Annotated in this window: 21 protein-coding genes; 8 read left to right on the top strand and 13 right to left on the bottom strand. The window is 54.7% G+C overall.

Annotation, left to right across the window (positions count from 1 at the left end; all coding sequences use genetic code 11):
* Positions 1-160: 160 nt before the first annotated feature.
* The 5 genes from ispC to rpsB all read right to left on the bottom strand — a co-directional run bounded on the left by ispC (position 161) and on the right by rpsB (position 4,751).
* Positions 161-1,360 (bottom strand): 1-deoxy-D-xylulose-5-phosphate reductoisomerase, encoded by a 1,200-nt coding sequence (ispC, locus tag ACLHV9_RS04180; protein WP_028018299.1) that lies wholly within the window; start codon positions 1,358-1,360, stop codon positions 161-163.
* A 95-nt stretch (positions 1,361-1,455) separates the two neighbouring features.
* Positions 1,456-2,013, bottom strand: coding sequence for a ribosome recycling factor (gene frr / locus ACLHV9_RS04175; RefSeq protein WP_028018300.1), 558 nt, complete (start codon positions 2,011-2,013; stop codon positions 1,456-1,458).
* Between the two features lie 167 nt (positions 2,014-2,180).
* Positions 2,181-2,906, bottom strand: a complete 726-nt coding sequence (gene pyrH / locus ACLHV9_RS04170) for a UMP kinase (protein WP_008501910.1) — start codon at positions 2,904-2,906, stop codon at positions 2,181-2,183.
* Positions 2,907-3,056: 150 nt separating this feature from the next.
* On the bottom strand, positions 3,057-3,908 hold the full coding sequence (gene tsf, locus ACLHV9_RS04165) for a translation elongation factor Ts (protein ID WP_014830708.1): 852 nt from the start codon (positions 3,906-3,908) through the stop codon (positions 3,057-3,059).
* A 117-nt stretch (positions 3,909-4,025) separates the two neighbouring features.
* Positions 4,026-4,751 carry a 30S ribosomal protein S2 gene (gene rpsB, locus ACLHV9_RS04160; protein ID WP_003856207.1) on the bottom strand — a complete coding sequence of 242 codons (726 nt, stop codon included), beginning with the start codon at positions 4,749-4,751 and terminating at the stop codon, positions 4,026-4,028.
* Positions 4,752-5,072: 321 nt separating this feature from the next.
* Here rpsB and map point away from each other — a divergent pair, with 321 nt between their 5' ends.
* The 4 genes from map (at position 5,073) to ACLHV9_RS04140 (ending at position 9,964) form a co-directional block, all read left to right on the top strand.
* Positions 5,073-5,867 carry a type I methionyl aminopeptidase gene (map, locus tag ACLHV9_RS04155; RefSeq protein ID WP_028018301.1) on the top strand — a complete coding sequence of 265 codons (795 nt, stop codon included), beginning with the start codon at positions 5,073-5,075 and terminating at the stop codon, positions 5,865-5,867.
* 63 nt (positions 5,868-5,930) lie between these two features.
* Positions 5,931-8,606, top strand: a complete 2,676-nt coding sequence (glnD, locus tag ACLHV9_RS04150; protein WP_032666892.1) for a bifunctional uridylyltransferase/uridylyl-removing protein GlnD — start codon at positions 5,931-5,933, stop codon at positions 8,604-8,606.
* Positions 8,607-8,638: 32 nt separating this feature from the next.
* Positions 8,639-9,463: a 2,3,4,5-tetrahydropyridine-2,6-dicarboxylate N-succinyltransferase gene (gene dapD, locus ACLHV9_RS04145; protein WP_008501915.1), complete on the top strand. Its 825-nt coding sequence runs from the start codon at positions 8,639-8,641 to the stop codon at positions 9,461-9,463.
* A gap of 111 nt (positions 9,464-9,574) precedes the next feature.
* The gene (locus tag ACLHV9_RS04140) at positions 9,575-9,964 is read left to right on the top strand and encodes a DUF3461 family protein (protein ID WP_008501916.1); all 390 of its coding nucleotides are present in this window, start codon (positions 9,575-9,577) and stop codon (positions 9,962-9,964) included.
* 46 nt (positions 9,965-10,010) lie between these two features.
* On the opposite strand, the gene ACLHV9_RS04135 is transcribed toward ACLHV9_RS04140, so the two are convergent.
* From ACLHV9_RS04135 to dgt, 3 genes are all read right to left on the bottom strand, one after another.
* Complete coding sequence (locus ACLHV9_RS04135; RefSeq protein WP_028018303.1) at positions 10,011-11,168, bottom strand: CdaR family transcriptional regulator; 1,158 nt, start codon at positions 11,166-11,168, stop codon at positions 10,011-10,013.
* A 146-nt stretch (positions 11,169-11,314) separates the two neighbouring features.
* Positions 11,315-12,751 carry a serine endoprotease DegP gene (gene degP, locus ACLHV9_RS04130; protein WP_032666893.1) on the bottom strand — a complete coding sequence of 479 codons (1,437 nt, stop codon included), beginning with the start codon at positions 12,749-12,751 and terminating at the stop codon, positions 11,315-11,317.
* A gap of 131 nt (positions 12,752-12,882) precedes the next feature.
* Entirely contained in the window at positions 12,883-14,397 is a 1,515-nt protein-coding gene (gene dgt / locus ACLHV9_RS04125; RefSeq protein ID WP_407220195.1) for a dGTPase, read from the bottom strand.
* An 83-nt stretch (positions 14,398-14,480) separates the two neighbouring features.
* Here dgt and mtnN point away from each other — a divergent pair, with 83 nt between their 5' ends.
* The 3 genes from mtnN to ACLHV9_RS04110 are packed head-to-tail and all read left to right on the top strand — an operon-like array spanning position 14,481 to position 16,623.
* Positions 14,481-15,179 (top strand): 5'-methylthioadenosine/S-adenosylhomocysteine nucleosidase, encoded by a 699-nt coding sequence (mtnN, locus tag ACLHV9_RS04120; protein ID WP_028018306.1) that lies wholly within the window; start codon positions 14,481-14,483, stop codon positions 15,177-15,179.
* Positions 15,172-15,972, top strand: a complete 801-nt coding sequence (gene btuF / locus ACLHV9_RS04115; protein ID WP_049005309.1) for a vitamin B12 ABC transporter substrate-binding protein BtuF — start codon at positions 15,172-15,174, stop codon at positions 15,970-15,972. Before mtnN ends, btuF begins: the two co-directional genes overlap by 8 nt.
* 27 nt (positions 15,973-15,999) lie before the next feature.
* Complete coding sequence (locus ACLHV9_RS04110) at positions 16,000-16,623, top strand: TRIC cation channel family protein (RefSeq protein WP_028018308.1); 624 nt, start codon at positions 16,000-16,002, stop codon at positions 16,621-16,623.
* A gap of 38 nt (positions 16,624-16,661) precedes the next feature.
* Here the strand turns inward: ACLHV9_RS04110 and erpA are convergent, their stop codons facing one another.
* Together erpA and clcA are read right to left on the bottom strand one after the other, a co-directional pair.
* Complete coding sequence (gene erpA, locus ACLHV9_RS04105) at positions 16,662-17,006, bottom strand: iron-sulfur cluster insertion protein ErpA (RefSeq protein WP_013095643.1); 345 nt, start codon at positions 17,004-17,006, stop codon at positions 16,662-16,664.
* A 79-nt stretch (positions 17,007-17,085) separates the two neighbouring features.
* A complete protein-coding gene (gene clcA / locus ACLHV9_RS04100; protein ID WP_028018309.1) occupies positions 17,086-18,486 on the bottom strand; it encodes a H(+)/Cl(-) exchange transporter ClcA in 1,401 nt (466 codons plus the stop codon).
* 176 nt (positions 18,487-18,662) lie between these two features.
* Between clcA and hemL the strand changes: the two genes are divergently transcribed.
* Entirely contained in the window at positions 18,663-19,943 is a 1,281-nt protein-coding gene (gene hemL, locus ACLHV9_RS04095) for a glutamate-1-semialdehyde 2,1-aminomutase (RefSeq protein WP_134708315.1), read from the top strand.
* Between the two features lie 34 nt (positions 19,944-19,977).
* On the opposite strand, the gene fhuB is transcribed toward hemL, so the two are convergent.
* From fhuB to fhuC, 3 genes are read right to left on the bottom strand one after another with little or no spacing between them, the layout of a single operon-like run.
* On the bottom strand, positions 19,978-21,960 hold the full coding sequence (gene fhuB / locus ACLHV9_RS04090) for a Fe(3+)-hydroxamate ABC transporter permease FhuB (RefSeq protein WP_407220194.1): 1,983 nt from the start codon (positions 21,958-21,960) through the stop codon (positions 19,978-19,980).
* Positions 21,957-22,847, bottom strand: a complete 891-nt coding sequence (gene fhuD, locus ACLHV9_RS04085; protein ID WP_129323905.1) for a Fe(3+)-hydroxamate ABC transporter substrate-binding protein FhuD — start codon at positions 22,845-22,847, stop codon at positions 21,957-21,959. Before fhuD ends, fhuB begins: the two co-directional genes overlap by 4 nt.
* On the bottom strand, positions 22,847-23,644 hold the full coding sequence (fhuC, locus tag ACLHV9_RS04080; protein WP_407220193.1) for a Fe3+-hydroxamate ABC transporter ATP-binding protein FhuC: 798 nt from the start codon (positions 23,642-23,644) through the stop codon (positions 22,847-22,849). The genes fhuD and fhuC overlap by 1 nt, the downstream gene beginning before the upstream one ends.
* Between the last annotated feature and the right edge of the window lie 12 nt (positions 23,645-23,656).

Raw genomic sequence — 23,656 nt, 5'->3', positions numbered from 1 at the left:
TTTAACGGTACTCAGGAATACTGAAGCCTATACATAAAAAAGCCGTGTCAAACCACGGCTTACCTGACCACATTAAGTCAAATACCTGCGATCAGGTGGCGCAGACTATATCACTGAAGCCCAACGCTAACAAATAGCACGACGACTAGTGCTTGCTTTATCACCAGCTTGCGGGACGTGTCACTTGTTTACGCGCAATATCACGAGCCGCTGTATCTACCGCCAGCACCTCTTCCACACTTTGTGGTTCACGCAAATCCATCATTTCCAGTACCGATAAATTCAACGCTGCAATATCGGTAAAACGGATCTGCTGATTCAAAAATGCTTCAACGGTAATTTCATTAGCTGCATTCAGTGCCGTCGTCGCCGCCTGCCCCTGGTCAAAGGCATGCATCGCAAGCTTCAGACACGGATAGCGATCGTAATCTGGTTCGCTAAATGTCAGAGAACTTAACTTGCAGAAATCAAGCGGCTTCACGCCAGATTTCACTCGATTTGGCCACGCCATGGAATGGGCAATTGGCGTACGCATATCCGGCTCGCCCAACTGTGCCAGCACACTGCCATCCTGATAGCGCACCATCGAGTGAATCACCGATTGCGGGTGGATCAGTACTTCCATCTGTTTCGCTGACGCATTAAACAGCCAGCGCGCTTCAATGTATTCCAGACCTTTATTCATCATGGTGGCAGAATCAACGGAGATTTTACGCCCCATTGACCAGTTCGGATGACGGCACGCCTGATCCGGCGTCATTGCGCTCAGTTCAGACAGTGGCGTTTCGCGGAACGGGCCACCAGACCCGGTAAGCAGAATAGACACCACACCATTCTGCTCAAGGTCAGCGTACCCCAGGTTCTGTTGAAAAGGTTGCGGTAAACTCTGAAAAATCGCGTTGTGCTCGCTATCGACCGGTAAAAGACGCGCCCCGCGCTGCTTCACCGCATCCATAAACAGGCGTCCACAGGTAACCAGAGACTCTTTATTGGCTAGCAGAACATCCTTACCGGCATCAATTGCGGCAAGTGTTGGCAACAGCCCAGCCGCCCCGACGATGGCCGCCATCACCTGATCCACCTCATCCAGCGCAGCCATCTCACAAGCTGCCTGTTGTCCACTCAGAACCTCGGTTCGACAGCCCTTTTCACGCAGTTGCACTTTCAGCAGACGCGCACTCTCTTCGTCATCCATCACCGCATAGCGGGGCGAAAACTCCAGGCACTGCTCGACCATTCGCTGCACATTCTTACCGGCCACCAGCGCTGTCACGCTATAAAGTTCAGGATTATGGCGAACGACGTCGAGAGTACTGCAACCGATAGAGCCGGTTGAGCCGAGGAGTGTTAAATGCTTCATGAGATGCCCGAAAAAAGTTAGACCAGATAAAAGCAAAACGCCGCCAGCAAGACCCGAAGTCCCTCTGAACGGCGTTTATCAGTGTACGACAGAAATCAGAACTGCATCAGTTCCGCTTCTTTATCTGCCAGCGCCGCATCAATTTTCTTGATGGCAGCATCAGTCATTTTCTGAACATCGTCCTGTGAACGACGATCGTCATCTTCACTGATCTCTTTTTCTTTCAGCAGCGCTTTGACTTTATCGTTCGCGTCGCGACGTACGTTACGAACGGAAACGCGACCCTGCTCAGCTTCGCCACGAACGACTTTGATCAGGTCTTTACGACGCTCTTCCGTCAGCGGAGGAAGTGGAACGCGGATATCAGCGCCCGCAGAGCTTGGGTTCAGACCGAGGTCAGACGCCATGATCGCTTTCTCAACGGCCGGGCCCATAGAACGATCGAATACGTTGATTTTCAGCGTACGGGTATCTTCAACCGTCACGCTTGCCAGCTGACGCAGAGGGGTTGGCGTACCGTAGTATTCTACGATGATGCCATCCAGCAGGCTTGGGGAAGCACGGCCAGTACGGATTTTGCTGATTTGGGTTTTGAACGCTTCTACGCATTTTTCCATGCGTACTTCAGCATCTTTTCTGATGTCGTTAATCACGTTACGAATCCTTGAAAACTTGTCTCAGGCAGACTATCCGCCAGCACAGCGCTACAGGTGTGCTAAGTATAGTCGCGTTTAATTCATGACAACGCCAAAGGCGCGCCCGGGTAAGATACCACTACAAAATAAAGCGGAATCTTACCTGTATTTAGCGTCAACGGAAATTATTCCGTGATCAAAGTGCCTTCTTTTTCACCCATGACCACGCGACGCAGTGCGCCTGGCTTGTTCATGTTGAAGACACGGATCGGCAGTTTGTGGTCGCGAGCCAGCGTGAAGGCGGCAAGATCCATCACTTTCAGCTCTTTATCCAGCACTTCGCTGTAGCTCAGCTGATCGTACATGGTGGCAGAAGGATCTTTTGCCGGGTCGGCAGTAAACACGCCGTCTACTTTGGTCGCTTTCAGTACCACATCGGCTTCGATCTCGATACCGCGCAGGCAGGCAGCGGAATCGGTTGTAAAGAACGGGTTACCCGTACCGGCGGAGAGGATCACCACGCGGTTGTTGCGCAGCAGGCTAATCGCTTCTGCCCAGCTGTAATTATCGCATACGCCATTCAGTGGAATCGCAGACATCAGGCGGGCATTCACATAGGCGCGATGCAGTGCATCACGCATTGCCAGGCCATTCATGACGGTTGCCAGCATACCCATGTGGTCGCCCACAACGCGGTTCATCCCCGCTTTCGCCAGACCAGCACCACGGAAAAGGTTGCCACCGCCAATGACCACGCCAACCTGGATACCCAGTTCGACCAGTTCTTTGATTTCCTGTGCCATGCGATCAAGGATGCTTGCGTCAATACCGAAGCCTTCCGATCCCTGCAGCGCTTCGCCACTCAGCTTAAGCAGAATGCGTTTGTACACGGGTTTTGCATTGGTAGCCATGTTTCTTTCCTGAGACTGTCAACGATTAAGATGGGGGTTAATTCTGGCGACATGATATGCCGCAAATCAGCACAGCGATACTGGAGCCTGTCTGATTTCCTGTGACGGGTGACAAAAAGAAGCCGCCCTCAGGCGGCTCCTTTTCAATCATTAAGACTGCTTGGACATTGCAGCAACTTCTGCTGCGAAGTCAGTCTCAACTTTCTCGATGCCTTCGCCCACTTCGAAGCGGATGAAGCCAGTTACGTCAGCGTTGTGCTCTTTCAGCAGCTGAGCAACAGACTTGCTTGGATCCATTACGAATGGCTGGCCAGTCAGAGAAACTTCGCCGGTGAATTTCTTCATGCGGCCTTCAACCATTTTCTCTGCGATTTCTTTTGGTTTACCAGACTGCATCGCGATGTCCAGCTGAACCTGGTACTCTTTCTCTACCACTTCAGCAGACACGTCTTCTGGCTTAACGAATTCTGGTTTGCTTGCAGCGATGTGCATAGCCAGCTGTTTAACCAGCTCTTCGTCAGCACCTTTAGCAGCAACCAGAACGCCGATACGCGCACCGTGCTGGTAAGAGCCCAGAACGTCACCTTCCAGAGAAGCAACACGACGGATGTTGATGTTCTCACCGATTTTAGCAACCAGCGCAACACGTTCTTCTTCGAACTGTGCTTTCAGAACTTCAACGTCAGTGATTTTGCCAGCAACTGCAGCGTCCAGAACTTTGTTAGCAAATGCCTGGAAACCACCATCTTTAGCAACGAAGTCAGTCTGGCAGTTAACTTCCAGAATGATGCCGTAGGTGCCGTCGATTTTAGTGATGATCACGCCGTCAGCAGCAACGTTGCCTGCTTTTTTAGCTGCTTTGATCGCACCGGATTTACGCATGTTTTCGATTGCCAGCTCGATGTCGCCGTTCGCTTCAGTCAGCGCTTTTTTGCAATCCATCATGCCTGCGCCAGTACGCTCGCGCAGCTCTTTTACCAGGGATGCGGTAATTTCAGCCATTCTTAAATCCTCGGGAGATGTGAACTGCCCGGCCTGCGGCCAAACAGTGTAAATTGAAAAAAGGGGCCGATAATGGGCCCCTATTCATACACGGTACTAATAAGGGGTGAAACCTTATTATTCAGCTTCTACGAAGCTTTCTTCCGCCTGAGAAGCCAGATCCTGGGAACGGCCTTCACGAACGGTAGCAGCTACAGCGCTCAGGTACAGGCTAACAGCACGGATTGCGTCGTCGTTACCCGGGATAACGAAGTCAACACCGTCCGGATCGGAGTTGGTATCAACGATAGCGAATACCGGGATACCCAGGTTGTTAGCTTCTTTGATTGCGATGTGCTCGTGGTCTGCATCGATTACGAACAGCGCGTCTGGCAGGCCGCCCATATCTTTGATACCGCCCAGGCTGTTTTCCAGCTTGTCCAGCTCACGAGTGCGCATCAGCGCTTCTTTCTTAGTCAGCTTGTCGAAAGTACCGTCCTGAGACTGGGTTTCCAGATCTTTCAGGCGTTTGATTGACTGACGAACAGTTTTCCAGTTAGTCAGCATGCCGCCCAACCAGCGATGGTTCACGAAGAACTGGTCGCAGCTGTTAGCAGCATCTTTCACAGCTTCGCTTGCAGCGCGCTTAGTACCAACGAACAGAATCTTACCTTTACGGGAAGAGATCTTGTTCAGCTCAGCCAGGGCTTCGTTGAACATTGGTACAGTTTTCTCAAGGTTGATGATGTGAACTTTGTTACGTGCGCCGAAGATGAAAGGCTTCATTTTCGGGTTCCAGTAACGGGTCTGGTGACCAAAGTGAACACCAGCCTTGAGCATGTCGCGCATGGAAACAGTTGCCATGTTTAAAACCTCTATATTGAAAGTTGGGGTTATGCCTCCACGTATCCCATATTACCGACCCCGAAGGGCACCCCGGAATATGTGCCGATACGTGTGTGTTGTTACACAAAGTGAGATTTGTCGCTTCCGTCCAGCTTGTGTATCTGAGATGGATCGGAAGTCCGGCGCGCTTTATACCACAAAACACGACCAGAAACCAACAGTTGTTGGCGGAGTGTGCTGTTAATGATTCTCAATTTGGCACGAGGTGTGCCTGACTGATACCATTGGCGACACTTAGACTAGTATTGTCGAAAAAATCGACACCGATGGACAGATTACATGGCTATCTCTATTAAGACACCTGAAGAAATTGAAAAGATGCGCGTCGCCGGTCGTCTGGCCGCGGAAGTGCTGGAAATGATCGAGCCGTTCGTGAAGCCGGGCGTCAGCACCGGTGAACTGGACCGCATCTGTAACGACTATATTGTGAACGAGCAGCACGCGGTATCTGCGTGCCTCGGCTACCACGGTTTCCCGAAATCCGTCTGCATTTCTATTAATGAAGTGGTTTGCCACGGTATTCCGGACAACGAAAAACTGCTCAAAGATGGCGACATCGTCAACATCGACGTGACGGTCATTAAAGATGACTACCACGGTGACACCTCTAAGATGTTCATCGTTGGCAAGCCAACCATTCTGGGCGAGCGTCTGTGTAAAGTGACGCAAGAGAGCCTCTACCTGGCGCTGAAAATGGTTAAACCGGGTATTCGCCTGCGTACCATTGGTGCCGCGATTCAGAAGTTCGTGGAAGCGGAAGGGTTCTCCGTCGTTCGCGAATACTGCGGTCACGGCATTGGCCGTGTGTTCCACGAAGAACCGCAGGTTCTGCACTATGATGCAGATGATGGCGGCGTAGTGCTGCAAAAAGGCATGACCTTCACCATCGAGCCGATGGTCAACGCCGGTGACTACCGCATCCGCACCATGAAAGATGGCTGGACGGTGAAAACCAAAGACAGAAGCTTGTCTGCGCAGTACGAGCATACTATTGTGGTAACAGACAACGGCTGCGAAATTATGACGTTGCGCAAGGATGACACTATCCCGGCGATACTGACGCACGATGAATGATAAAAAAGCCGGCAAATGCCGGCTTTTTTAATGGCTATAGCTTTTTCTTATGGGTGGCGCACGATGAGTAATCTTTTACCCGAACAGTATGCTAACACAGCACTTCCCACCCTCCCCGATCAGCCCGATAACCCGGGCGTATGGCCGTCGCACGAGCTGACCTGCGCGCATATTAAAGCCCATATGGATGTTTTCCATCGCTGGCTGGGTAGTGCGTTCGACGCAGGCGTATCCGCCGAGCAGCTCATTGAAGCGCGCACCGAATTTATCGACCAGCTGCTGCAGCGCCTGTGGATCGATTACGGTTTTGGGCAAATCAGCGACGTTGCACTGGTTGCCGTTGGGGGCTATGGCCGCGGTGAGCTGCATCCGCTTTCCGACATTGATTTACTGATCTTAAGTCGCAAAAAACTGCCGGACGAACAGGCGCAAAAAATTGGCGAACTGCTGACCCTGCTCTGGGATGTGAAGCTGGAAGTCGGCCACAGCGTACGCACTCTTGAAGAGTGCCTGCTGGAAGGGTTATCTGACCTGACCGTCGCCACCAACCTGATTGAAACCCGCCTGCTGATAGGCGACGTGGCGCTGTTCCTGGAGCTACAAAAACATATTTTCAGTGACGGTTTCTGGCCGTCAGAAAAGTTCTTCGCCGCGAAGGTTGAGGAACAAAACCAGCGCCACCAGCGCTACCACGGCACCAGCTATAATCTGGAGCCTGATATCAAAAGCAGCCCCGGCGGTCTGCGCGACATCCACACCCTGCAGTGGGTGGCCCGTCGCCACTTCGGCGCGACCTCGCTGGATGAGATGGTGGGCTTTGGCTTTTTAACCGAAGCCGAGCGTAACGAATTAAATGAGTGTCTGCACCTGCTGTGGCGCATTCGCTTTGCCCTGCATCTGGAGCTTAATCGCTACGATAACCGCTTGCTGTTTGACCGTCAGCTCAGCGTAGCTCAGCGTCTGAATTACCAGGGCGAAGGCAACGAGCCGGTTGAACACATGATGAAGGATTTCTTCCGCGTCACCCGCCGCGTTACCGAACTGAACCAGATGCTGTTGCAGCTATTCGATGAGGCAATCCTGGCCCTGACGGCGGATGAAAAGCCCCGCCCTATCGACGACGAGTTCCAGCTGCGCGGCACGCTTATCGATCTGCGCGACGAAACGTTATTTATCCGCGAACCGGAAGCGATCCTGCGCATGTTTTACACCATGGTGCGTAACAGCGCGATCACCGGGATCTACTCCACCACTCTGCGCCATCTGCGCCATGCGCGCCGCCATTTGACGCAGCCGCTGTGCTATATCCCGGAAGCGCGTTCGCTGTTCCTGAGCATGCTCCGCCACCCGGGGGCCGTCAGCCGCGGCTTGCTGCCGATGCACCGCCACAGCGTGCTGTGGGCCTATATGCCGCAGTGGTCACACATTGTCGGGCAGATGCAGTTCGATCTGTTCCACGCCTACACGGTAGATGAACACACGATCCGCGTGATGCTCAAGCTGGAGAGCTTTGCCAGCGAAGAGACGCGATCTCGCCATCCGCTGTGCGTGGAATTGTGGCCGCGCCTCACTCATCCGGAATTGATCCTGATTGCTGCCCTGTTCCACGATATTGCCAAAGGTCGCGGCGGTGACCATTCGGTGCTGGGTGCCCAGGACGTGCTCAAATTTGCTGAACTGCACGGTCTGAACTCACGTGAAACACAGCTGGTCGCCTGGCTGGTACGCCATCATCTGCTGATGTCGGTCACCGCGCAGCGTCGTGATATTCAGGATCCTGAAGTGATCAAGCAGTTCGCGGAAGAGGTGCAAACGGAAAACCGTCTGCGTTATCTGGTCTGCCTGACGGTGGCGGATATTTGTGCCACCAACGAGACGTTGTGGAACAGCTGGAAGCAAAGCCTGCTTCGCGAGCTGTACTTTGCCACCGAAAAACAGCTGCGCCGCGGGATGCAAAATACCCCGGACATGCGCGAGCGTGTGCGCCACCACCAGTTGCAGGCACTGGCTCTGCTGCGGATGGATAACATTGATGAAGAAGCACTGCATCAGATCTGGGCGCGCTGTCGTGCTAACTATTTTGTTCGCCACAGCCCAAATCAGCTTGCCTGGCATGCGCGGCATCTGCTGCAACATGATTTGTCGCAGCCGATGATCCTCCTCAGCCCGCAAGCCACGCGCGGTGGCACGGAGATTTTCATCTGGAGCCCGGACCGACCTTATCTGTTTGCCGCCGTCTGCGCCGAACTGGACAGGCGTAATCTGAGCGTTCACGACGCGCAGATTTTTACCACCCGCGACGGCATGGCGATGGATACCTTCATTGTGCTGGAACCGGACGGCAGCCCGCTGTCGTCGGACAGGCACGAAGGAATACGCTTCGGTCTGGAACAGGCCATCACCCAGCGCAGCTGGCAACCTCCGCAGCCGCGTCGTCAGCCTGCGAAATTACGCCACTTTACCGTCGATACCGAGGTCAATTTCCTGCCGACCCACACTGACCGTAAATCGTTCCTGGAGCTGATCGCGCTCGACCAACCAGGGCTGCTCGCCCGTGTCGGCCAGGTTTTTGCCGATCTGGGAATTTCGCTTCACGGGGCCAGAATTACAACCATTGGCGAGCGAGTAGAAGATTTATTTATAATCGCCACCGCAGACCGGCGTGCCCTTAATAATGACCTGCAACTTGAAGTGCAACAACGGTTGACAGCAGCCCTCAATCCAAACGATAAAGGGTGACGTGTTTTTTAGTGAAATGGAAAGAGTAAACAATGCAGCAGTTACAGAACGTTATTGAGTCCGCTTTTGAGCGTCGCGCCGAGATCACCCCGGCCAATGTGGATACCGTGACCCGTGAAGCGGTAAACCAGGTTATTTCCCTGCTGGATTCCGGCGCATTGCGTGTGGCAGAAAAAATCGACGGTCAGTGGGTCACTCATCAATGGCTGAAGAAAGCCGTGCTGCTCTCTTTCCGTATCAACGATAACCAGGTTATCGACGGAGCAGAAAGCCGCTACTTCGATAAAGTGCCAATGAAATTCGCTGACTATGACGAAGCGCGTTTCCAGAAAGAAGGTTTCCGCGTGGTTCCACCAGCAGCAGTTCGTCAGGGTGCTTTCATCGCGCGCAACACCGTGCTGATGCCATCCTACGTGAACATCGGTGCCTACGTTGACGAAGGTACCATGGTGGATACCTGGGCTACCGTTGGTTCCTGCGCACAGATCGGTAAGAACGTTCACCTGTCCGGTGGCGTCGGTATCGGTGGCGTCCTGGAGCCACTGCAGGCTAACCCAACCATCATCGAAGACAACTGCTTCATCGGCGCACGCTCAGAAGTGGTTGAAGGTGTGATCGTGGAAGAAGGCTCTGTGATCTCCATGGGCGTTTACATCGGCCAAAGCACCCGTATCTACGACCGTGAAACCGGTGAAGTGCATTACGGTCGCGTTCCGGCGGGCTCCGTGGTGGTTTCCGGCAACCTGCCGTCAAAAGATGGCAAATACAGCCTGTACTGTGCGGTTATCGTGAAGAAAGTCGATGCGAAAACTCGTGGCAAAGTTGGCATCAACGAACTGCTGCGCACCATCGATTAATCGGGTATAACAAAAAGCGGGGGCAACCCCGCTTTTTTTATATCTGAGGGTGGCGAAAATAGATTTTTTCGTTAATTATTCAAAGGTTATGTTGAGATCAAGGGTACCGCTATGTACGATAATCTGAAAAGTCTGGGCATTACCAATCCTGATGAAATTGATCGTTACAGCCTCCGTCAGGAAGCCAATAACGATATTCTGAAAATCTATTTTCACAAGGACAAAGGAGAGTTTTTCGCCAAGAGCGTGAAGTTTAAATATCCACGCCAGCGTAAAACCGTCGTCGCTGACGGTGTAGGACAAGGGTACAAAGAAGTTCAGGAAATCAGCCCTAACCTGCGCTACGTGATCGATGAACTCGATCAGATCTGCCAGCGCGACCGCACTGAAGTCGATCTCAAGCGTAAGATCCTCGACGATTTGCGTCACCTTGAAAGCGTTGTGACGAATAAGATCAGCGAGATTGAAGCGGATCTTGAGAAATTAACGCGGAATAAATAAGCCGTTTTATTGCCCGGTGGCGCTCCGCATGCCGGGCAAAATTACATCATCGCTGTTCGTCCAGCTGCAGCGCCACATACAGCAGCAGTCTGTCGTCAAAACTCCCCAAATCCAGCCCCGTCAGCTCCGAAATCCGGTTAAGCCGGTATTCCAGCGTATTGCGGTGAATAAACAGCGCTTTCGAGGTCGCCAGCGGCTGCACGTTATGACGAAACCACGCCTGTAGCGTCCGGCGCAGTAAGCCATTGTTGTCCATGGCCTTCAGGCGCGCTAATGGCCGTGCCAGCTCATTAGCCTGCCAGCCCCCGCGCAGGCTGTCGAGCAGCACCGGCAGCATCAGATCCTGATAAAAATAACTGCGGCTTTCCGGCATCCGCTGCTTGCCCACCATCATGGTGGTGCGTGCAGTACGCCAGGAGCGGGCAATGCTGCCCGGTCCGGTAAAGTAATTGCCCAGCGCAACGCGAAAACGCAGCTGACCATTTTCCTTCATCCGGGAGATCAGCAGCTCCACGCGACGACGATGATCGTCCGCATCCCAGCGGCCGAATGCATTGAGCGCCGGTTTGAGTACCACCATTTCCGTCAGAGATACGATTGCCACCAGGTTATCGCGCTCCGGCGTCGCCAGCGCATTTTGTAGCTGCTGTAGCTCAACCATCGCACTGTCGACCCCGAGCTGGCCGCTATCGACCTCAATCACCGCCACCACACGCGGCTGGTTCAGATCAATCCCCAGACGCTGCGCCCATTCGCTCAGTGCCGGCGTATGTTCTTCCGCCTGGATCAGATTCATCACCAGCTCTTCACGCAGGCGGCTGTCCTGGGCGAGCAGGTGCATCAGGCGCGACTGTTCCAGCATCATCTCTGCCGTCATGCAGACCAGCTCGCCGTATTTACGCAGGGACTCCGGCTCGCCTGTCAGGCCAATTACCCCCACAATCTCGCCTTCAAGGCGCAGCGGCAAATTAATGCCCTGACGGACGCCGTGCAGGTGTTTCGCTACCGCATCGTCGATATCCACGACCCGCCCCTGGGAGAGCACCAGCAACGCACCTTCGTGCAATTCACCAATACGCTCACGATCGCCGCTACCAATAATGCGCCCACGAGCATCCATTACGTTGATATTGGTATCAATGATTCGCATGGTGCGCGCCACAATATCCTGCGCCATTTTGGTATCAAGGTGCCAGCCAGCCATGTAACCCTCCTCTGAGCAGAGCTCAAGCATAGGGAAGTTCAGCGGCGGCTGCATTGTGCGAATGCACAAAGAGAGAGGAAGATATATGGAGTTGTGGTAAGAGTCACAGAAACGAGAAAGCCCCTGCGTACAGGGGCTTTAGAGGATTACTGCATCAGCAGATAGAGAGAGGTATCACCACGCTGGATATTCAGCGCCAGCACGGAAGGCTTGCTGTCGAGAATTTTGCGCAGTTCAGCAATGTTTTTCACCGGCTGCTGGTTAGCACCCATGATGACATCACCTTTTTTCAGGCCGATACGTGCAGCCGGTGAATTCGCTTTCACGTTGTTCACCACCACACCTTTATCCGCACCTTTATTGCTCATCTCGGCACCTTCAATACCGCTGAAGATGGTGCTGGAATCCACCTGATTCTGGCTGCTCTGCTGCAGCTCCAGGCTCACGTTAACCGGCTTACCGTCACGCAGCAGGCCAAGGGTCACTTTGCTGCCAATCGGCATAGAGCCCACTTCCGCACGCAGGGCGGCAAAGCTGCTGATCGGTTTACCGTTCAGAGAGGTGATCACATCCCCCGCTTTAATACCCGCTTTTGCCGCAGAGGAGTTCGGCATCACCTGGCTGACGAATGCCCCACGCTGAGCGTCAACTTTCATCGCCTTAGCCAGTTCGGAGTTCAGTTCCGTACCGAGGATACCGAGCTCACCGCGTTTCACCTGGCCGTACTGCACCATCTGCGCGGTCAGGTTTTTCACCATGTTACTTGGAATAGCAAAGCCGATACCGATGTTGCCACCGTCCGGGGCCAGGATCGCGGTGTTGATCCCGATCAGTTCACCGTTCAGGTTAACCAGCGCACCGCCGGAGTTACCGCGGTTGATCGCCGCATCCGTCTGGATGAAGTTTTCGTAGTTTTCCGCATTCAGACCGCTGCGACCCAGAGCGGAGACGATACCCGAGGTGACGGTTTCACCCAGACCGAACGGGTTACCGATCGCCACAGTGTAGTCACCCACGCGCAGCGCGTCGGAGTCGGCAATTTTAATCGCCGTCAGGTTTTTCGGATCCTGAATCTGGATCAGCGCGATATCGGAGCGCGGATCTTTACCCACGACTTTTGCATCGAATTTACGGCCGTCGCTCAGCTGAACTTTAATGGTGCTGGCGTTATCAACAACGTGGTTGTTCGTCACCACGTAGCCTTTCGCCGCATCAATAATCACCCCAGAACCAAGCGCCATGAATTTCTGCTGCTGGCCGCCGCCCTGGCTGTCATCCCCAGCGCCACCGCCCTGACAGAACGGAGAGCTCTGGAATGGCGAACCGTCCTGGCAGAATGGTGAGTTGTCACCAAAGAACTGCTGGAAGTTACGCGGCATACGCGGCGTGTTGACGGTCGTGCTGCCCTCAACGTTAATACTCACCACCGATGGCATCACTTTTTCGAGCATCGGTGCCAGGCTTGGCATCTGCTGCGCGGTTGCTGACGACGACGCGGTCTCGGCTGCCGTAGCCGTCAGAGGAGACAGCGCTAAACCTAAACTCAGAGCCAGTGCACTCATTGCTAATGTGGTTTTTTTCATGTTTCTCAATCTCGATTTACAGGTAACGCATAATTGCTGTGTAACTCAGATTCGTTTTATACCGCTTAGTTCCGGCGATAAGTTTATGGAAAAGGTAAAAATTTATTGGCCGTCTTTACAAAACTCAGCGTTTATTCCACAGCCATGAGCTTGCGGTATTCATCCCAGGCATACAAATCTGTCATACCGCTGATATAGTCCTGGATAAGACGACAGCGATAATAATATTCCATCACTGGCCATTGGGGAGAATGGCGATCCAGCTTACCGACCGCTTCAACATACGCCAGCCGATGACGGGTTGAGAGTTTCTGATAAAGGCGGGATTCGATGGGTATTCCACGCACGCGTTCTTTTTCCACCAGTTCACTGAACTCATCGACCGATAACTGAAGCAATGGAGAGTAAATTTCCAGTAACCCACTGATCACCCGGTATCCCTGTAGCTCTAACTGTTCGACATCCGGATGGCTGAATACATGCCGCATTGCCACATGCTTATAAAGCTCAAGGAGTTGACTGAAACTGCTGTCATCTTCCAGCAGCGCGTGATTGAATTCCCCGCTGAAAATCAGCGGCAAATTATCAATAAAACGCGACGCGGCATACGGCACCAGTTTATTTAGTGTATTGACCCGTAAATACATAAAGAACTGATCTTCCGTGCTGCGGCTTAATGTATTTGAGCGCGATTTCTCCCAGGCATTTTCGACAACCTGAGCAAACAACGACCCTTTTTCATGCTTTCCCCAGGCAGTATAAAGATGCTGATAAAGCTCCTCGACGCTGAATATTCTTTTCTCAACGGCATCTTCAAGGTCGGCAACACAATAGGAAATATCGTCTGCGGCTTCCATAATCCAGGTTAATGGAAAACGGCCGTTTGGCGTCAATGAAAGTTCTTTACGTAGCCGTTCAATATAGGCTTCTTCAGAAAGGTAATAGCCCGGCTTTTTCATCAAATAGCTGTGGGATGCGGGCGTCTCTCCCATCCACCAGGCAGGACGCGTATATTTCAGGATACAGCCGACCTGTGCCCAGGTCAGGTTCATACGCATCAGGGAATGGACCAGTCTGATCCCCTGCGCATTACCTTCGAAGTGACACAGATCCTGGCGCACTTTGCGACGCAGATCGTTCAGCCCCTCTTCGCCTTCGCGCAGGCGTAAATCGCGTACGATGCAGCGGTCATCACTGAGCGGCTGGCTTACCGCATCCGAAGGGTAAAGTCGTTGTTTAAACCAGTCATTGACTGCCGCTTCACCAAAGTGACCAAACGGCGGGTTGCCGATGTCATGCATCAGGCAGGCCATCTCAACAATACTCTCGAAGGGGCCTGTCAGTTCGTCCAGGCCATAGGTTTCCAGCAAACGTTGCTCTTTGAGACGGCTCAAAATCTCTTTGGCAATGTAACGGCCAACCTGCTGCACTTCCATTGAGTGGGTTAAGCGCGTGCGCACTGCAGCGTTACGTTCAAGCGGAAATACCTGAGTCTTTTGCTGCAGACGACGGATGGCGGGCGAGTTAATGATCCGCCCGCGATCGCTTTCGAAGATACGCAGGATCTCATGTTCGGTCTTGTCGCCCTGCGGCGAACGGAAACGTCGGTGCCAGTTAATTTTGGTGCGAAAATCGATCTGCGCCATGTGCTCCCCCGCGTGAGAAATGCGCTTCCACTAAAGCCCATGATAGACTATGCATCTTAACAAGGCACATCGCGAGTAAATCTATGAAAATCGGCATTATTGGTGCAATGGAAGAAGAAGTTACGCTGCTGCGTGACAAAATTGAGAACCGTCAGACGCTCTCTCTGGGGGGTTGTGAGATCTACACCGGCCAACTGAACGGTGTTGACGTGGCTCTGCTGAAATCAGGCATCGGTAAAGTGGCTGCTGCACTGGGTGCAACCCTGTTGCTTGAGCGCTGCAAGCCAGACGTGATCGTTAACACCGGCTCTGCGGGCGGTCTGGCACCGTCGCTGAAAGTAGGTGATATCGTCGTCTCCGACGAAGCACGTTACCACGATGCTGACGTCACCGCATTCGGCTATGAGTACGGCCAGCTCCCGGGTTGCCCGGCAGGGTTTAAAGCTGACGATAAACTGATTGCGGCGGCAGAAACCTGCATTGCCGAGCTGAACCTCAACGCTGTGCGTGGTCTGATTGTGAGCGGTGATGCCTTCATCAATGGTTCTGTTGGCCTGGCAAAAATCCGTCATAATTTCCCGCAGGCCGTTGCCGTTGAGATGGAAGCGACTGCGATCGCTCACGTCTGCCATAACTTCAACGTACCGTTTGTGGTGGTTCGCGCCATCTCTGACGTGGCAGATCAGCAGTCTCACATCAGCTTCGACGAGTTCCTGACCGTTGCGGCAAAACAGTCCACCGTGATGGTGGAACGCCTGGTGCAGAAACTGGCACGTGGCTAAACATACCGTCAGGGCGCTGGCCGCCCTGCTTCTGCTTACGCCGGTATGGCTCTATGCTGTGCCGCGCGTGATTACACTCTCTCCCGCCAACACCGAACTGGCGTTTGCCGCCGGGATCACGCCCGTTGGCGTAAGTAGCTTTTCAGATTACCCCCCGCAAGCGGCAGGTATTGAACAGGTTGCGACCTGGCAGGGAATGAACCTTGAGCGCATCGTCGCACTTAAACCGGATCTGGTGCTGGCGTGGCGTGGCGGTAATGCCGAGCGGCAGGTCAACCAGCTTACCTCGCTTGGGATCAACGTCATGTGGATTGATGCCGTGAGCATTGAACAAGTCGCTCAGGCGCTACGCTCTCTCGCCCCTTATAGCCCAACGCCCAAAAAAGCCGAGAGCGCGGCGAAACAGATGCTCAGCGACTATGCCGCGCTAAAATCGCGATACGACACTCCAGTTAAAAAGCGCATCTTCCTGCAGTTTGGTAGCCAGCCGCTGTTCACCACCGGTAAAGGCTCAATTCAGAATCAGGTGCTGGAAGTTTGCGGCGGTGAAAATATCTTTGCTGCCAGCCGGGTACCGTGGCCTCAGGTCAGCCGAGAACAGGTACTGGCACGCCAGCCACAGGCCATTGTCGTGGTCGGAAATGCGAGCGAGATTCCTAAAATTGAACAATTCTGGCGAAACCAGCTAAAAATTCCGGTGATCCCACTCAACAGTGACTGGTTTGAACGCGCCAGCCCGCGTATTATCCTCGCCGCAAAACAGCTCTGTGCCGCGCTGGCAGAGAGTCACTAACATAAGACCCTGTTCGAGGATTTAACGATGCTCGTCTATTGGCTGGATATTCTTGGCACAGCCGTTTTTGCTATCTCCGGTGTCCTGCTGGCCGGGAAACTACGTATGGATCCGTTTGGCGTGCTGGTACTGGGCGTTGTGACCGCCGTTGGCGGCGGGACTATCCGCGATATGGCGCTGGCGAATGGCCCCGTGTTTTGGGTAAAAGATCCCACCGACCTGGTGGTGGCGATGGTTACCTGCCTGTTAACCATCGTCCTGGTGCGTCAGCCCCGCAGATTACCAAAATGGATACTTCCGGTGCTGGACGCCGTCGGCCTGGCCGTGTTTGTGGGTATTGGGGTCAACAAAGCCTTCAATGCGGGAACAGGCCCGATGGTGGCAATCTGCATGGGGGTCTTAACCGGCGTCGGCGGCGGGATCATTCGCGATATTCTGGCGCGTGAAGTGCCGATGATTCTGCGTACCGAAATCTATGCTACGGCCTGCATTATTGGCGGGATTGTTCACGCCACGGCGTACTACACCTTTGCTGTTCCGCTGGAAAACGCTGCCATGCTGGGCATGGTGGTGACGTTGGGAATACGTTTAGCGGCGATACGCTGGCATCTGAAGCTGCCGACGTTTGCGCTGGATGATAATGGAAGATAAAAGCAAAACGGTAACCGTCAGGTTACCGTTTTTGGTCATCAGATGCTGAACGACGAACCACATCCGCAGGTGCTGGTTGCATTCGGGTTGGTCACAACAAAGCGTGAACCTTCCAGACCTTCAGTGTAATCCACCGAACCGCCTACCAGATATTGCAGGCTCATCGGGTCAACCACCAGCGCAACGCCCTGCTTCTCGATAGTCATATCGCCATCGTTAACCTGGTCGTCAAAGGTAAAACCATACTGGAAGCCGCTGCAGCCGCCACCGGTAATATAGACACGCAGTTTCAGATCCGGATTGTCTTCATCGGCAATCAGGGTTTTCACTTTGTTGGCTGCTGCTTCGGTAAATTCCAGCGGCAGCGCTACGTCATCACTCATCTTATGCTCCCATGAATACTGCTATTGGGCAAAATTCACCCAATTCTTTATGTCATTATCTAATACCCTGGTATTTCATTCAAGTATTCTGCGTGGCCGCCCGTTCAGCCTCTTGTTTTGCCAGGGTTCGCGCCAGGATGGTGGAGTATAGCGGTTTTCCACCCAGGAATTGGGCTAATAGTGTCGCGCCGAGGCAGGTAATGATCATTGGCAAAATGAGCTGGTAATTATCCGTCATTTCCAGCACCAGCACGATGCCGGTCAACGGCGCGCGCAGGGATGCGGCCAGCAGCGCACCCATTCCGGCCACCGCAAACGTCCCGGCATCCAGATGATAAGCCGGGAAACCCACTTCAGCCGCCATTCCAAACGCGGTCCCCAGCAGCGTGCCCAGTGCCAGCATTGGCGCGAAAATCCCGCCGGGTGCGCCGGACGAGAAGCACAGCACCGTCGTGATGACTCTAGAAATAAACATAAACAGCAGCAGACCCACGCTGAAATTCCCTGCCGCCGCGATGGGAATCAGCCCGAAGCCGCCGCCGGCGGCATTGGGTTCAATAAACCCGAGTACGCCACACATTCCACCCAGCAGGCCGCCCATCAGCACCCATTTGGTGGTATTTCCGCCGTGAATGCGCTGGAACATATCCTGAGCACGGAGGATAAAGGTGTTAAACAGCGGTCCCACCACGCCGAAAATCATGCCGAGGATCAGGTAAAGCCACAGGGTATTAACCGGCGCGTTGGTCAGTTTACCTACCTCAATGACCGCGCCCTCGCCATTGAAGATGCGAAAAACGATGCTCGACATAATGACGCCAGTAAACACCGCTTTAATCGAAATCAGGTTGTAGCGAAACTGCGCGCGCATCTCTTCGATGATAAACAGGATCCCCGCCAGCGGCGCGTTAAACGCTGCCGAAAGCCCCGCCGCCGCGCCGGTTGCCAGCAGCGTATGGCGCGCTTCGGCACTACGCATCCGAAACAGATCGCCCACCATGCGGCCGACGTTCCCGCCCAGTTGTACGGTTGGCCCTTCTCGCCCCAGAACCATGCCCGCCCCGAGCGTTCCCATACCCCCGATAAATTTTACCGGGATGACGCGCCACCAGCGCACCGGGCGTAACTCTTCCAGCGCACCTTCAATTTCCGGGATCCCTGAGCCGCCAGCTTCAGGAGCAAATTTGCGCACCAGAAAGTAACCCACCATGGCAAACAGCGCCGACAGTCCGAACGCCCATACCCAAACCAGCCACCGACTATCGGCGAAACCGGCTACGGTGCCAACTCGCCAGTTCAGTACCGCATTGACCGCTTTTTCAAATAGTACACCCACCAGCCCGGCGACTGTACCGACCACGGCAGCAGCCAGCAGAATAGCCAGCGGGGTTTTATCGCGATTGAGCAAACGCCGAATGCTAATACGGTGCTGTATGCGTCTGAACTGTTGTTCTTCAAATGTGGGGATGTCTGCTTTCATTACCGTTTCTTATCGTCATACAAATAGCCCCAGGGATTCTACCAGAGTGCGCCATGTCATCCCGTGAAAAATACTTAACAATTGTTTAGGAATGAAAGAGGCAAAAATTTCATTACCTTCCGCGGATCACTTAGAATAGTGTGCTTAATCATTTTATACGAACCAGGAACGACGCCATGAGCAAGTCTGAAAACCTCTACAGTGCAGCCCGCGAGCTTATTCCGGGTGGCGTGAACTCACCTGTACGCGCCTTTACCGGCGTTGGCGGCACGCCGCTGTTTATCGAACGTGCTGACGGCGCGTATCTGTATGATGTCGATGGCAAAGCCTACATTGATTATGTCGGTTCCTGGGGACCGATGGTACTGGGGCATAACCACCCTGCTATTCGTAACGCGGTGATTGAAGCGGCTCAGCGTGGCCTGAGCTTCGGCGCGCCAACCGAGATGGAAGTGAGAATGGCGGAGCTGGTGACTGAACTGGTGCCCACCATGGACATGGTGCGCATGGTGAACTCCGGTACCGAAGCCACCATGAGCGCCATCCGTCTGGCGCGTGGTTTTACTGGCCGCGACAAAATCATCAAATTTGAAGGCTGCTACCACGGCCACGCGGACTGCCTGTTGGTGAAAGCGGGCTCCGGCGCGCTGACCCTCGGCCAGCCAAACTCTCCGGGTGTACCGGCTGATTTCGCAAAGCACACGCTAACCTGTACCTATAACGATCTGGATACCGTTCGCGCAGCGTTCGAGCAATATCCACAGGAGATCGCCTGCATTATCGTTGAGCCCGTTGCGGGCAACATGAACTGCATCCCACCGCAACCTGATTTCCTGCCGGGCCTGCGCGCACTGTGTGATGAATTCGGCGCGCTGCTGATCATTGACGAAGTGATGACCGGCTTCCGCGTAGCGCTGGCGGGTGCCCAGTCCTATTATGGCGTTGAGCCTGATCTGACTTGCCTCGGCAAAATCATCGGCGGCGGTATGCCAGTCGGTGCATTCGGTGGCCGTAAGGATGTGATGGAAGCCCTGGCACCAACAGGCCCGGTTTACCAGGCGGGAACGCTCTCCGGTAACCCAATCGCGATGGCTGCGGGCTTCGCCTGCCTGACCGAAGTGGCTCAGCCTGGTATTCATGAGACCCTGACTGACCTCACCACTCAGCTGGCAAACGGTCTGCTGGAAGCCGCCGAAGAAGCGGGTATCCCGCTGGTGGTGAACCATGTGGGAGGGATGTTCGGAATTTTCTTCACCGATGCGAAAACCGTCACCTGCTATCAGGATGTGGTGAAATGTGACGTCGAACGCTTCAAGCGCTTCTTCCACCTGATGCTGGAAGAAGGGGTGTACCTGGCTCCGTCAGCGTTCGAAGCGGGCTTTATGTCCGTGGCGCACAGCGAAGACGATATCAATAACACCATCGACGCGGCGCGTAAGGTGTTCGCGAAGCTCTAAGGGCATTGCCGGGTGGCGCTAACGCTTACCCGGCCTACCTGCTCTGCTTTCTCAACAGATAAATAAAGTACGGCGCGCCAATAAAGGTCGACAGCAGACCTGCCGGGACCTGATAGGGAAACAGCACCATTCTTCCGCACCAGTCCGCAAACACCAGCATTATCCCGCCCGTTAGCGCCGACATCACAATATGCGGCATGGTCCGGCGAAAACCCATCATTCTGGCGATATGCGGAGCCATCAACCCCACAAAGCTTAGCGGTCCTATCGTCATGGTGGCCGTCGCTGTCAGACACGCAGCCAGCAGAAGTAGCGCCACGCGCGTTGGCGTTAGCGCTAACCCGACCGCACGTGCGGTTTCGCCACCCAGCGGCAGGATGGTCATCCAGCGACGACACAGCGGCACTACCGCCAGTAACACGATCATCACGATCCCGGTATGAACAACCTGGCTGCCGGTAGCACTGTACGTTGAGCCGGAAATCCAGGTCAGTATCTTCGCCATACGCGGATCGCCACTCGCCTGAAGCAGCATCAGCAACATGGTAAATGCCGTACTGAGCGCCATCCCGGCCAGCAGCATTCGGTGCGGGGAAAAACCACCGCGACCAGAAGCAATCAGGATGATTAACAGCGTCACCGCCGCACCAATACTCCCCGCAGGCATCAACCAGCCGAATGCATTTCCCGGCACGAGGAACAACATCAGCACCACGCCGAACGCCGCGCCAGAGCTAATCCCCAGCACTTCCGGGCTGGCCATCGGATTGCCGGTCAGGCGCTGGATAATACAGCCCGCGACGGCCAACATGACCCCGGCACTTAACGCGGAAAGCACCCGCGGCCAGCGCCACTGCAGCAGTTCATGGAATAAATCGCCCATCGCCCAGTGCCAGCCCACCGCATCACGCCCAAAAGCCAATGCGGCAAACGAGGCAATAATCAGCACCGCCAGACCGGTAAGGCTAAACCACAGTACTGACTGACGTTCAGCATGAACCTTATCGCCGACATCCATCGCCGGTGCGCTAATACTGCGCAGACGCGGGAGCAGCCAAAGCAGCAGCGGCGCACCAATGAGCGCGGTCACCGATCCCGTCGACACTTCCCTCCAGACTTGCGCCAGCCAGAGAATGATCTGATCGGAAAGCCAGAGGATCAGCGCGCCAATCAGTGGGGCAAGCATCAGGCGCGCCAGAAGACGCCGTGCGCCGAGCATTTTTGCCAGCAGTGGTGCAAAGAGGCCAATAAACCCGATGATGCCAACGGCGTTTACCAGCAAAGCGCTCAATACAATTGCCAGCGTCAGCGCCGCCAGACGAGCCAGCGACAGCGCCAGCCCCAGGTTACGCGCCACACCATCATCCAGCCCCATTAACGTTAACGGACGCAGGAGCAGCAGGGTCAGCAGTACACCGCCAATTAGCTGCGGCCACAGACGCTCAACACCACTCCAGTCAGTCTGGGTAAGGGTTCCGGTACTCCACAGGAACATGCTTTGCAGCTGATCGTGATGGAACAGCACCAGCAGTTGATTAATCGCGCCACAATAGAGACTGACCACCAGCCCGGCCAGGATTAGCGTCACAGGGGACAGGCGTTTACCCCAGGCCACGCCAAAGACCAGCGCCCCCACCACACATGCCCCCGCGAGAGCCGCAAACTGCGTGGTTAACGCGCCGGGCAGCGCCCACAGCGTGGTAATGGTGATCCCTAGCTGCGCACCTGTTGCAACACCCAGCGTCGTCGGCTCTGCCAGAGGATTCCGCAGTACCTGCTGGAACAAAACGCCCACCAGGCCTAACCCGGCCCCGACCAGCAGCGAGATCGCCAGACGCGGTAGCAGGCTGTAGTGGAACACCATCTGCTGAATGTTGTTGATATCCGGGGCTGTCAGCGCGGTGCCCCACTCCCCGCGCGGCAATGCCGTCGACAGGTTGAACCAGGTTAAAACCAGCGCAGCAAGGAAGAGTAAGGACAACAGCAGTGCCGGGAAGCGTGCAATACGCGTACTCATGCTTTACCTCCCAGCGCATTATCCAGCACGCGGGCAAAATGCATGGCCGACAGCGTCGCGCCGTAGAACCATACCGCTGGCACGCGCTGGAAACGCTGCTCACGCACAAACGGCATCGCCTGCCAGAGCGGAGTGGCCATCAGCGTTTGCATACCACGTTCGTTGCCGTGGTCGAAACACAGCACGTCGACATCACGAAATGCCGCCAGGCGGTCAATACCTACGGTCGTACTGCCCCAGAAGTTCATCTCACCTTCCCAGGCATTGCGAATACCAACACTGTCGAGCACGTCCTGGAACAGACAGTTTTTGCCAAAGACCAGCATATGGCGGGCATCCAGTAACGTCATCATCAACAGCGGGCGATCGCCCCGATGGGCAAAGCGCGGCTTCAGGGAATCAATCAGGGCGTCGAATTCGTCGAGATGCTTTTTAGCCTCCGCCTCACGGTTGAGGATATGCGCCATCTCGTTAATAGAGTGTCTCGCCATGGTCAGCGGTTTTTTACCGTCACTGAAGGAGAAACCTCGACCGGGCGCAATACGCGCCATTGTCTCTTCTGACGGACCGTACCCCGCAGACCAGAACAGGAATGACGGCTTCATCTGAGTGAGCAGTTCAAGGTTTGGCTCAGTCCGCAGGCCGACGTCGATCACCGAGTCCGGCAGCTTCGGCTCGTTCACCCAGAGGTTATAGTTGGGAATGTCCGCCACGCCATAAGGCGTGACGCCGAGCGCCATCATCAGCTCGACTGGCAGCCACTCAAGAGCCACGATACGGTGCGGATCGACGGCAGCGGCATGCGCCGTATTCATTTTTAATAACAACGGTGATAGCGCCATTGCCGTCAGCAGGCGACGGCGGCTCATTTGCATTGAATCCAGCATCAGAATACAAAGCTCACCGGTGCTGCCCCGGCCGGGTGAGGCAGAATACCCATTGGAATTCCGTAAATGTGCTCCAGCGTTTCGCTGCGCATCAGTTCGGATGGTGTGCCCTGCGCAATCATTTCCCCGCCACGCAGCGCGACGAGGTAGTCACAATAACGCGCGGCCATGTTGATATCGTGCAGGACCGCAATCACCGTCAACCCACGCTGCTGGCTTAAGCGATGCACCAGCGCCAGAACGTCAACCTGATGGGCAATATCCAGCGCAGAGGTGGGTTCATCCAGCAGCAGGCAACGGCTGTCCTGAGCCACCAGCATCGCAATCCACGCGCGCTGACGTTCGCCCCCGGACAGGCTATCCACCAGACGGTGTGCCAGTGGTTTTAATCCCACCAGCGAAATCGCCTCTTCCACTTTTTCTCTGTCGGCGACACCGAAACGCCCAAGCGCCCCGTGCCACGGATAACGTCCAATCGCTACCAGTTCACGCACCGTCATCCCCTCCGCCTGCGGCAGCTGCTGCGGCAAATACGCGACTTTGCGGGCAAAGGCTTTACTGCTCCAGCTCTCCAGCGGTTGGTCATCCAGCAGAATATCGCCTTCCGAAGGCGGCTGATGGCGGCCCAGCATCTTAAGCAAAGTCGATTTACCGGAACCGTTGTGACCAATCAGGCCAATGACTTTACCGGCAGGGAATGTCAAAGAGAGCGGATGCAGCAAGGTGCGCCCGGGTACGCGAAAGGAGAGATTGTTGAGCGTAAAAGTGGTGTCAGATTGCGTTTTATTATCCTGCATGTCAGCCAACTT

Origin of the sequence: Enterobacter sp. CPE_E890, from assembly GCF_046521475.1 — a bacterium.
GTDB lineage: Bacteria > Pseudomonadota > Gammaproteobacteria > Enterobacterales > Enterobacteriaceae > Enterobacter > Enterobacter adelaidei.
The sequence above is the reverse complement of the archived record's forward strand: the minus strand, read 5'-3'. Positions and strand labels throughout refer to the sequence as shown.

Coding starts and splice junctions, on each gene's coding strand:
- ispC (WP_028018299.1), bottom strand. CDS start 1,360: ATGAAGCATTTAACACTCCTCGGCTCAACCGGCTCTATCGGTTGCAGT.
- pyrH (WP_008501910.1), bottom strand. CDS start 2,906: ATGGCTACCAATGCAAAACCCGTGTACAAACGCATTCTGCTTAAGCTG.
- tsf (WP_014830708.1), bottom strand. CDS start 3,908: ATGGCTGAAATTACCGCATCCCTGGTAAAAGAGCTGCGCGAGCGTACT.
- rpsB (WP_003856207.1), bottom strand. CDS start 4,751: ATGGCAACTGTTTCCATGCGCGACATGCTCAAGGCTGGTGTTCACTTT.
- map (WP_028018301.1), top strand. CDS start 5,073: ATGGCTATCTCTATTAAGACACCTGAAGAAATTGAAAAGATGCGCGTC.
- glnD (WP_032666892.1), top strand. CDS start 5,931: ATGAGTAATCTTTTACCCGAACAGTATGCTAACACAGCACTTCCCACC.
- dapD (WP_008501915.1), top strand. CDS start 8,639: ATGCAGCAGTTACAGAACGTTATTGAGTCCGCTTTTGAGCGTCGCGCC.
- ACLHV9_RS04140 (WP_008501916.1), top strand. CDS start 9,575: ATGTACGATAATCTGAAAAGTCTGGGCATTACCAATCCTGATGAAATT.
- ACLHV9_RS04135 (WP_028018303.1), bottom strand. CDS start 11,168: ATGGCTGGCTGGCACCTTGATACCAAAATGGCGCAGGATATTGTGGCG.
- degP (WP_032666893.1), bottom strand. CDS start 12,751: ATGAAAAAAACCACATTAGCAATGAGTGCACTGGCTCTGAGTTTAGGT.
- dgt (WP_407220195.1), bottom strand. CDS start 14,397: ATGGCGCAGATCGATTTTCGCACCAAAATTAACTGGCACCGACGTTTC.
- mtnN (WP_028018306.1), top strand. CDS start 14,481: ATGAAAATCGGCATTATTGGTGCAATGGAAGAAGAAGTTACGCTGCTG.
- ACLHV9_RS04110 (WP_028018308.1), top strand. CDS start 16,000: ATGCTCGTCTATTGGCTGGATATTCTTGGCACAGCCGTTTTTGCTATC.
- erpA (WP_013095643.1), bottom strand. CDS start 17,006: ATGAGTGATGACGTAGCGCTGCCGCTGGAATTTACCGAAGCAGCAGCC.
- clcA (WP_028018309.1), bottom strand. CDS start 18,486: ATGAAAGCAGACATCCCCACATTTGAAGAACAACAGTTCAGACGCATA.
- hemL (WP_134708315.1), top strand. CDS start 18,663: ATGAGCAAGTCTGAAAACCTCTACAGTGCAGCCCGCGAGCTTATTCCG.
- fhuB (WP_407220194.1), bottom strand. CDS start 21,960: ATGAGTACGCGTATTGCACGCTTCCCGGCACTGCTGTTGTCCTTACTC.
- fhuD (WP_129323905.1), bottom strand. CDS start 22,847: ATGCTGGATTCAATGCAAATGAGCCGCCGTCGCCTGCTGACGGCAATG.
- fhuC (WP_407220193.1), bottom strand. CDS start 23,644: ATGCAGGATAATAAAACGCAATCTGACACCACTTTTACGCTCAACAAT.